This is a genomic window from Paracoccus sp. PAMC 22219, assembly GCF_000787695.1.
Lineage (GTDB): Bacteria > Pseudomonadota > Alphaproteobacteria > Rhodobacterales > Rhodobacteraceae > Paracoccus.
Genome location: NZ_BBPH01000055.1, coordinates 1 through 7,500 on the forward strand (window position 1 = coordinate 1; position 7,500 = coordinate 7,500).

The window sequence follows — 7,500 nt, forward strand, 5'->3', positions numbered from 1 at the left end:
AGATCCAGCACGTTCGCCGCGCTGCCGACAGACAGCCGACCATCATCGACCTGCGCCAAAACCTCCACGCGGTTCAACTCGCGCTCGCTCATCATCACCCATCCCATGTCCGCTCATCCTCATGTTCTGTCGAGGGCAGAGTGACATTCCTGAATTGCTCATGGGCGACATTTTAGCTTTGCGGCTACACACATAATAACTTAATAAGCTTTATTATGCATCATTGGTCCTAACTCAGACCCCCAGCAGGCTTGTACGCTCTGACGCCATCATCTTTGCCGCAATCGGTGACGTGATCATCTGGATCACCGCAAAGAAAGCAGCAGGCACCGCGATTTCAGAAGGAAGACCCGATGCTGCAACGAATGCGGCAGCGATGCTGAATTCCTTTTTGCTGGTGGTGAACAAGTAGGCGATCAGCTCCGCGCGATCCTCCGCGAACAGCTTGGCAATCATGCCGACAGCATAGCCGATCAGGTTCAGTGCCAAAGCTGCCAGAGCGATCACCAGCGCGTACCAGCCGTAGCCAAGTATCGTCGCCGCATTCGGCCCGATCACGGCCAGCAGCAGAACCAGATACAGTACGGACCCCAGCCCAGGCCACGCATAGTCGAACCGCGATACCTGCTTCAGAAACTGGGTCCGCAGCCAGACGCCGATGACAGTTGGCACCACGACGATCAGCACCAGCTCCAGAACCACAGCGCCAACAGGAACGGTCAGTTCGATGCCTGTCAGCCACAGAAACAGGAATGGGATGATGAACGGGGACAAAGCCGTGTTCACGGCATTCAGGACAGCAGCCAAGGCGACATTGCCGCGTGCCAGCAGCACCAGGAGGGGTGCGGATACGTCAGTCGGGAGCATGCCGACCAACGTCTGTCCCGCCGCCAGGTGCCCGCTACCGAAGAAGATGCGCCCGGACAGCCAGCCTGCCAGCGACATTGGCCCATAGACCAGACCCAGAGCCCAAATCTGACGGCTCGGCTTGCGGAAAACGATCCGAACGGCCGCCGCGTCGAAGGTCAGGCTGATGACCAACATCAGGAGCGCCAGAAGGGGGCTGATCCCCGCCTCAAGCCCTATCCCGATAGAGGGCACGGCAAGTCCGAAAGCTGTGGTGGCAACCGCCATGAACAGCAGATTGTTTTCGACGAATCCAAGAAGCTTGCGCATGTCAGGTGTCACTATTTCGGTTGGTGGGACGTCCGCTGCACTTGGCGAAAAGAGCGATGGCCTGGTCGCACCATGCGCAATGGCCTTCGCAGCAATCGTGCATCAGAAAAGCGACCAGATCCGAAAGCGCAGGGAATTTAGCGCTGTAGATGATGGATTTCCCATCACGCCAGTTTTCGACCAAGCCTGCGCTTTCCAGCTCTTTAAGGTGGAAGGAAACGAGCGATGGGCTGGCATCGCCCAAGGCTGCGGCAATGGCCCCAGACGCCATGCCTTTCGCGCCTGCAAAGACCAGAAGGCGGATGGTCCGCAGGCGGATTTCGTGGGACAGGGCCGCAAATCCGGCCAGGGCAGCTTTTTCTTCCATATCAATTCAACACTACAAGAATCGTTTGATCGTTGATCTGCTGGACCAGACAGGCCGTCAAGAGGCGCTTATGCGTCCAGTGAAATTCTTTTCAAGATATCCAATCTGACCCAAATATTTTAAATAGTCATCGATTATCGAATGGATAATTGATACAGCACTGAATGAAATACGACTTCTCACAAAAAATTCCGTGAAGGACTTGAGTCTATTGAAGTTTAGTGGGAGATTAATAATTGAATATGAGCCAGTAGTTGGAGCGTGATATGAAAATTGGATCCTACGCTGTACTTGCAGCCGTCTTGGTCACTGCCGGTTGCGGAACTACAGCGGTAAATACCGTGGCTGGGAGCAATCCGCAGGAGCTTCCCCCGGAGTTGATCTCTCTTGCTGCGCCGGGGCAAGATGTGTCTACAGCGAGACTTCTTCCAAGTGATAATTGCTACTGGTACGAACATCGTGGGCAAGTGGAAACGACCTTGCTTCCGCTCACCACCGCTGCAGGCAGTCCTATATGTCAGAAATCACAGCCCTCAAGTTAATTAGAGGACATAAAAGAATCTATATTCTTTTAGCTGCGGGATGTCACGCTCTCCGCTGTCGAATAGAGAAACGCGGTAGAGCCGGTTTCGACATTTGGATATAGGTCATTGATATGTGCCATGACCATCCGGACACAGCCAGAGCTCGCACTCGTCCCAATGCTTGTTGGAAACGGGGTACCATGAATGCGCAGATACGTATCTCTCTCGCCGACATAGAGATAAAGAGCGCGAGAGCCGAGCGCATTCCTTGGGCCTGGCTCTACGCCCCCTTCAAACTGGCCATAGATTTCTGGTTCCCGAGCAATCATACTCTGCGTCGGGGTCCAGTGCGGCCATTCGACTTTTCGCTTTATCGTATAGACACCAGGTTCATATAGATCTCCCCTGCCGATGGCCACGCCGTAGCGCATTGCCGTTCCACCAGCTTCAATATGGTAGAGGTATTTCGCGACAGCATCCACGTGAATGTCGCCCGGCACTAAGCCACTATTGGCTTGCACTCTCTGCGGGAGAAAGCGCGGGTGCAATCCCCAAGGATTCGATGTGAAGGCATCATATCCGGAAGGGGTGACCTGCGCATCCCAAGCAGCCTTTTGCCGCTCTGTTGGCCAAGACGCCGCAAGAAGGGGACTGGAAATTGAGGCCGAGAAAAGCGCTGTGGTCGTTTGTATGAAGTGTCGTCTGCTCAGCATATATGAGGCTCCTTTGCTTCGCTCGATATTGATTCTTAATCAAATTTAATATGACGAGCAAACAACCCATCAAATTAAATCTTCTAGTATATTATTACCGTTCTTATCAGTTAATATGTTCCACAGCATTAATTCAAGCTTCTTGCCTTTTGGTTGCGATCATAATGCTGTGCGTGTGGCGACGATCCCACGCCACAGAGATCTTCACATGGATCGTCTATATCGCCCTACGGTTTTCGGATAACACTGAACGTGATGAGCAACCTGATCATAGAGGCAGAAGCATTTATGTACCCCACCTCCAGAACTCGGCGAGCCTTTCTCCAAGGATTGACAGCTGCCGGCATTGCTATTCCTGCCGGAACGGCCTTGGGTCAGAGTTTCGACACCTATACTGGACAACCCATTGACGGAAACCCGCCAGCGCCGTTCCTGTCCAATTCGAGCAGTGCGCCAGAGCGCAACATGTCTTCCTTCAGATCGCGCCATTGGCGTGAGTTCTATCCGACCCTTGGCAAGGGTGTCATTCTTGCGGATGTCACGTCGCGTGCTGTGTATTATTGGTCGGCTGACGAGAATGTTAATTTTGTATTTCCTTGCTCGATCCCGATGACAGAAGATCTGACGCGACGGGGCCAGGCCGAAATTGTCAGGAAAGTCAAAAATCCGCCTTGGACACCTACGGCCAGCATGCGTGAGAAGGACCCAAATCTGCCGCAGCGGGTTGAGGGCGGCGCGCCTGAAAATCCCCTCGGTGCGTACGGGCTATACTTGTCATGGCCCGCCTATCTTGTTCATGGCACGCACGACACGCGGAAGATCGGGAGAAAATCGTCATCTGGATGTTATGGCCTTTATAACGAGCATGTTGCCCGCCTTTTTGAGGTTGCTGAAATCGGCACACAGGTCACGGTGTTCTAAATCCTGAAAACTAAGGTGCTCACTCTGTATTTAGGGTGGGCACCGTTAGCTGATATTCGATGAGTACCGCTACGAGCTTTGTGACTCTCTGTTTAGCCAATGATCAGGCTGCTAGGGATAGATCATAACTGGAATTCCGGGCTGCAACATTGCATAGACGTCTTCTATTTCCTGGTCAGTCAATGCCAGACAGCCTGCGGTCCAGTCCCGGTTCTTCGGTGCGAAGACATTGCCTTCGGGGCCGCGGCCATGGAACATGATATCGCTGCCCGCACTTCGACCGAATTGAGCCGCATAAGCTTTATCCTGTTCATTTGGATAGGATATGCCCACCGATAGGTGATATCGGCTCCGTGGGTTGAAACGGTCGATGTAGTATAGCCCCTCGGGCGTTTTTCCGTCGCCCTCGAATTGCTTTGGGCCGAGCGGTTGGTTGCCGAGGCCAAAGTTATACGATCTCAGAACGGTCTGCCCGTTCAACAGAAACATCCGCCGCTCAGCCTTGTTGACCACGACCTGAGTGACAGGGGGCCCTGAGTACCGTTTGAACTGAGGTACCGCTCCTCTTGCCGGCGTCGTTGACGGCGCTGATTTTCCACATGCAGCGAGAAGAGCAAGCAAAGCCAGCGAGGCATGGCGCCGGGAGAAGTTTGGCATCTATCTGTTTCCTGCTCGGATGTTTTTTTATGATGCTTCAGGATAGCGGGTAAACACTTCACTGGTACCGTCTTGGCGAACAAGCAGGACATCGTATGCGTCGCGCTTTGTTTCCGGGCCCATGCCGGGACTTCCGTAAGGCATTCCTGGAACAGTCAGGCCGAGAGCTTCAGGGCGCTCTTGGAGCAAGCGCCGGATATCGTCAGCAGGGACATGTCCTTCCAGGAAGTAGCCATCGACGCTGCCGGTATGACAGGAAGTCAGTTCGATCGGTACGCCCAGATCAATCTTGTGCTGCATCAGCAAGGTGCCAAACCGCTCTTCACTCGTGACCTGAAAACCGTTTTCCCGCAGGTAATTGGTCCACTGTTTGCAGCATTCGCAGCCGCTGCCCTCCACAACATGGATGGCAGGAAGGTTCTCAGCCCAGGACAGAGATGGCAGACCGCTGGCTGCGGCTGCCATCATCACGGCGCGTCGTGTCAGTTTGATCATTTTATGCCCCTCGATCCGTACGATGAAGATGTTTGAATGCCATCAGCTTTCCGTTCCCATGTCGTCGCGAAGAAAGTACCCGGTGGAGAGACGCGCAACTGTCAGCATGACGCGGTCAGTCGGTCTGGCGATCGCTGTTCGGGGCGCCGGTGTTTTCTTGATGGGATCCGTTGGCTTGCCGTCGATGCGAACTTCGTAATGAAGGTTAGGTCCACTGACGAGGCCGGTTGCGCCCACGTCACCGATCCTGGCCCCGGCATTCAGCTCGACACCTGGAGCGATCCCTGCGGCAAAACGCGAAAGATGCGCATAGCGGGTCAAGACGCCCCCGCCATGATCGACATCGATCGTCCGACCATATCCCCGCATGGTTCCTGCAAACACGACCGTTCCTGAGCCGGTGACGCTGACTGGCGTTCCGGTCCGTGCGGCGTAATCGACCCCCGTGTGCATTCGTTGCGTGCCAAGCACGGGGTGCCGGCGTTTCCGAAGACCGAGGACAGCCGGGCTCCCGCGACAGGCCGCGCGGACTGCTGGACCTGCGCACCATTCCGAAACAGGATGAAGGGCTGTTCGACCGAGCCGGTCACGAGCTCGAAGATGTCCGTGTTTTTTTCGACCCGCGCATAGGCGAGTTGCGGTTCACCCACGACTGTTCCATCAGGCAGAATATTTTCGCTCCACATCAACGCGATGCGCTCGGTTCCTTCAAGGTCCCGAAAGTCGATCTGGCCTGCCAGGAGCGCCGCAAGGTCAACTGCGAAACTTTCGGGCGCATCGCGGGCGGCGAGCGCCTCAAAGAGAGAGCTGTCCAGGATAAAAGTTTCCCGGCGGTCCCGAAGCAGGATCTCCGTCTTGATCAAGGATGCTTCGAGAGGTTTCGTGAAATCCAGAACGATGTCCGTTCCGTCTTGGGTCAGAAGCGAAAGACGCGCAAGTTGGGAGGGATCGTCGGAAAACACACTCCATCTGAGGATTTGCCCCGGGCTAAGGGTCGACAGATCGAAGACATCTGAAATCGCCAGTGCGGCCTCGGTCCGGAGAGGTGCGCCGATACCAGCATGCGACAATATCGAATCCAACGTGTCTCCCGGAACGACCTCATGTCGCGACATGGGGGCAACTGCCTCGGTGAGGTGAGACAGTTCGGCCGGGGTTTCGGCGTGCGATGATGTCGTGACGGCAATCGCGCCGGCAGTCAGCAAGGCTTGCAAGATCATCAGGTCTGGGTTCCCGTCAGGCAATAAGGTCTGGCATCGGGGAGCAGGCTCCCCACGCCGTATCGATAGGTTGTCTACAGTTCGAAAAGGCGGGCGATGCACACTCCGACAATTGTTCCGGCCAAGCCGAAAGCAATCGCGTATCCACCCGCATATTGAACCCTGTCCAGTCGGGTGCCGCCGAGGGCGCGCGCACGCTGAACCCCTCGCACTCCGCCGATCAGGGCCGCAATGACCGTCAGCATCGGAATTGTCGCAGCGTTTGTTGGTTCATGCCGTCTCTCGCCTCTCGTCATCGACACGCGCGTGTCTGCGACCTAAAGCAGCTAGAGGTTCAAGATAAAATGCCTCACGATCACGGTTTTGTCAGGGGACCGGGTGTTCAGATCTAATCCCCACTGCATCCGGGCCTTCCACTTCCCAGCATCCGTTTCCGTCATCGCCAGCTATTCACTGACCGGCATCGTCGATCGTGGGGTGGTTCGTAACGCACAGCGAATGATCACCCAAAACCTCGATGACCCGACAATCGGATATCCGGTCACCCGCGCACTGGACCACCATGCGCTCAAGCTCGGTCTTCAGGGCCGTCAGGCGGGCAAGACGGCTTTCGACCTCGGCAAGCTGCGCTTTGGCGATGGCGTCGGCTGCGGCACAGGGCTGATCGGGATCGTCGGACAGGCTGAGAAGGTCGCGGATCGCCTCAAGGGAAAAGCCTAGCTCGCGGGCGTGTCGGATGAACGCCAGTCGTTCATGGGCCTTATGCGTATAAAGGCGCTGATTACCGACGCTGCGCTCGGCTTCGGGCAGCAGGCCGATTTGCTCGTAGTAGCGGATCGTCGGAACTTTGACCCCTGTCGACGTTCCCAGCTTTCCGATCGTCAGCATGAACATTCTCCTTGAACCTATAGCTGCTAGAGGGAGTAAACCTCCGAATCGATGATGGCAACGGCCCTGCTTTCTGCAGAGGAGAGAATGATGACGATCACGAATGAACCCGGCATGACCCTGTGCGACTGGACGGTGTCCGGAATGGATTGCGCCTCCTGCGCGACCAAGGTGCGCGGCGCGGTGTCCCGCTTGCCTGGCGTCAGGGATGTGGAGATCGGCATCATGTCCGAACGCCTGCGCCTGACCGTTGATGAACGCCTGACCGACACGGACAAGATCGAAAAAACCGTGCGTGCGCTTGGATACGGCATTCAGACCCGTGCGCCGGGAAAGAAGGATTTCGTGATCCCGGGGAGTGCGCCGGAGAGTCATCAAGGCCACAGCCACGACGCTCATCCCGCTGTGGCCGAGGGCGACCACTCCGGCCATGGCAGCCCCGGTCACGTCCATGACGACCCTGCCGACCGCGGCAAGGCATGGTACCAGACTGGCAAGGCCAGGCTGGTCATCCTGACCGGGCTCTTGTTGGCGGCAGC

Annotated in this window: 10 protein-coding genes; 3 read left to right on the forward strand and 7 right to left on the reverse strand. The window is 56.1% G+C overall.

Annotated elements, in window-relative coordinates:
- Positions 1-234: 234 nt before the first annotated feature.
- The 3 genes from TY51_RS07115 to TY51_RS20905 all read right to left on the reverse strand — a co-directional run bounded on the left by TY51_RS07115 (position 235) and on the right by TY51_RS20905 (position 2,780).
- Positions 235-1,176 carry a bile acid:sodium symporter family protein gene (locus tag TY51_RS07115; RefSeq protein ID WP_042247648.1) on the reverse strand — a complete coding sequence of 314 codons (942 nt, stop codon included), beginning with the start codon at positions 1,174-1,176 and terminating at the stop codon, positions 235-237.
- 1 nt (position 1,177) lies between these two features.
- The gene (locus TY51_RS07120; RefSeq protein ID WP_042247649.1) at positions 1,178-1,543 is read right to left on the reverse strand and encodes a helix-turn-helix transcriptional regulator; all 366 of its coding nucleotides are present in this window, start codon (positions 1,541-1,543) and stop codon (positions 1,178-1,180) included.
- A gap of 571 nt (positions 1,544-2,114) precedes the next feature.
- Positions 2,115-2,780, reverse strand: coding sequence for a L,D-transpeptidase (locus tag TY51_RS20905; RefSeq protein WP_081994773.1), 666 nt, complete (start codon positions 2,778-2,780; stop codon positions 2,115-2,117).
- A 255-nt stretch (positions 2,781-3,035) separates the two neighbouring features.
- Here TY51_RS20905 and TY51_RS20910 point away from each other — a divergent pair, with 255 nt between their 5' ends.
- Complete coding sequence (locus TY51_RS20910; protein ID WP_231558948.1) at positions 3,036-3,701, forward strand: L,D-transpeptidase; 666 nt, start codon at positions 3,036-3,038, stop codon at positions 3,699-3,701.
- A gap of 111 nt (positions 3,702-3,812) precedes the next feature.
- Here the strand turns inward: TY51_RS20910 and TY51_RS07125 are convergent, their stop codons facing one another.
- From TY51_RS07125 to TY51_RS20920, 3 genes are read right to left on the reverse strand one after another with little or no spacing between them, the layout of a single operon-like run.
- The gene (locus tag TY51_RS07125; protein ID WP_042247653.1) at positions 3,813-4,358 is read right to left on the reverse strand and encodes a murein L,D-transpeptidase family protein; all 546 of its coding nucleotides are present in this window, start codon (positions 4,356-4,358) and stop codon (positions 3,813-3,815) included.
- Between the two features lie 27 nt (positions 4,359-4,385).
- The gene (locus tag TY51_RS20915) at positions 4,386-4,853 is read right to left on the reverse strand and encodes a DUF411 domain-containing protein (RefSeq protein ID WP_081994775.1); all 468 of its coding nucleotides are present in this window, start codon (positions 4,851-4,853) and stop codon (positions 4,386-4,388) included.
- Positions 4,854-4,895: 42 nt separating this feature from the next.
- Positions 4,896-5,306: a M23 family metallopeptidase gene (locus TY51_RS20920; RefSeq protein WP_081994778.1), complete on the reverse strand. Its 411-nt coding sequence runs from the start codon at positions 5,304-5,306 to the stop codon at positions 4,896-4,898.
- A 182-nt stretch (positions 5,307-5,488) separates the two neighbouring features.
- Here TY51_RS20920 and TY51_RS22540 point away from each other — a divergent pair, with 182 nt between their 5' ends.
- Positions 5,489-5,869 carry a hypothetical protein gene (locus TY51_RS22540; protein ID WP_081994780.1) on the forward strand — a complete coding sequence of 127 codons (381 nt, stop codon included), beginning with the start codon at positions 5,489-5,491 and terminating at the stop codon, positions 5,867-5,869.
- A 654-nt stretch (positions 5,870-6,523) separates the two neighbouring features.
- Here the strand turns inward: TY51_RS22540 and TY51_RS07140 are convergent.
- On the reverse strand, positions 6,524-6,961 hold the full coding sequence (locus TY51_RS07140; RefSeq protein WP_042247662.1) for a helix-turn-helix domain-containing protein: 438 nt from the start codon (positions 6,959-6,961) through the stop codon (positions 6,524-6,526).
- An 87-nt stretch (positions 6,962-7,048) separates the two neighbouring features.
- Between TY51_RS07140 and TY51_RS07145 the strand changes: the two genes are divergently transcribed.
- Positions 7,049-7,500, forward strand: a 452-nt coding sequence (locus tag TY51_RS07145) for a heavy-metal-associated domain-containing protein (RefSeq protein ID WP_231558949.1), incomplete at its 3' end; no start/stop codon positions are given.

Bases quoted from the DNA above. Each gene is read 5' to 3' on its own strand.
- TY51_RS07115 (WP_042247648.1), bottom strand. From the start codon at position 1,176: ATGCGCAAGCTTCTTGGATTCGTCGAAAACAATCTGCTGTTCATGGCG.
- TY51_RS07120 (WP_042247649.1), bottom strand. From the start codon at position 1,543: ATGGAAGAAAAAGCTGCCCTGGCCGGATTTGCGGCCCTGTCCCACGAA.
- TY51_RS20905 (WP_081994773.1), bottom strand. From the start codon at position 2,780: ATGCTGAGCAGACGACACTTCATACAAACGACCACAGCGCTTTTCTCG.
- TY51_RS20910 (WP_231558948.1), top strand. From the start codon at position 3,036: ATGAGCAACCTGATCATAGAGGCAGAAGCATTTATGTACCCCACCTCC.
- TY51_RS07125 (WP_042247653.1), bottom strand. From the start codon at position 4,358: ATGCCAAACTTCTCCCGGCGCCATGCCTCGCTGGCTTTGCTTGCTCTT.
- TY51_RS20915 (WP_081994775.1), bottom strand. From the start codon at position 4,853: ATGATCAAACTGACACGACGCGCCGTGATGATGGCAGCCGCAGCCAGC.
- TY51_RS20920 (WP_081994778.1), bottom strand. From the start codon at position 5,306: ATGCACACGGGGGTCGATTACGCCGCACGGACCGGAACGCCAGTCAGC.
- TY51_RS07140 (WP_042247662.1), bottom strand. From the start codon at position 6,961: ATGCTGACGATCGGAAAGCTGGGAACGTCGACAGGGGTCAAAGTTCCG.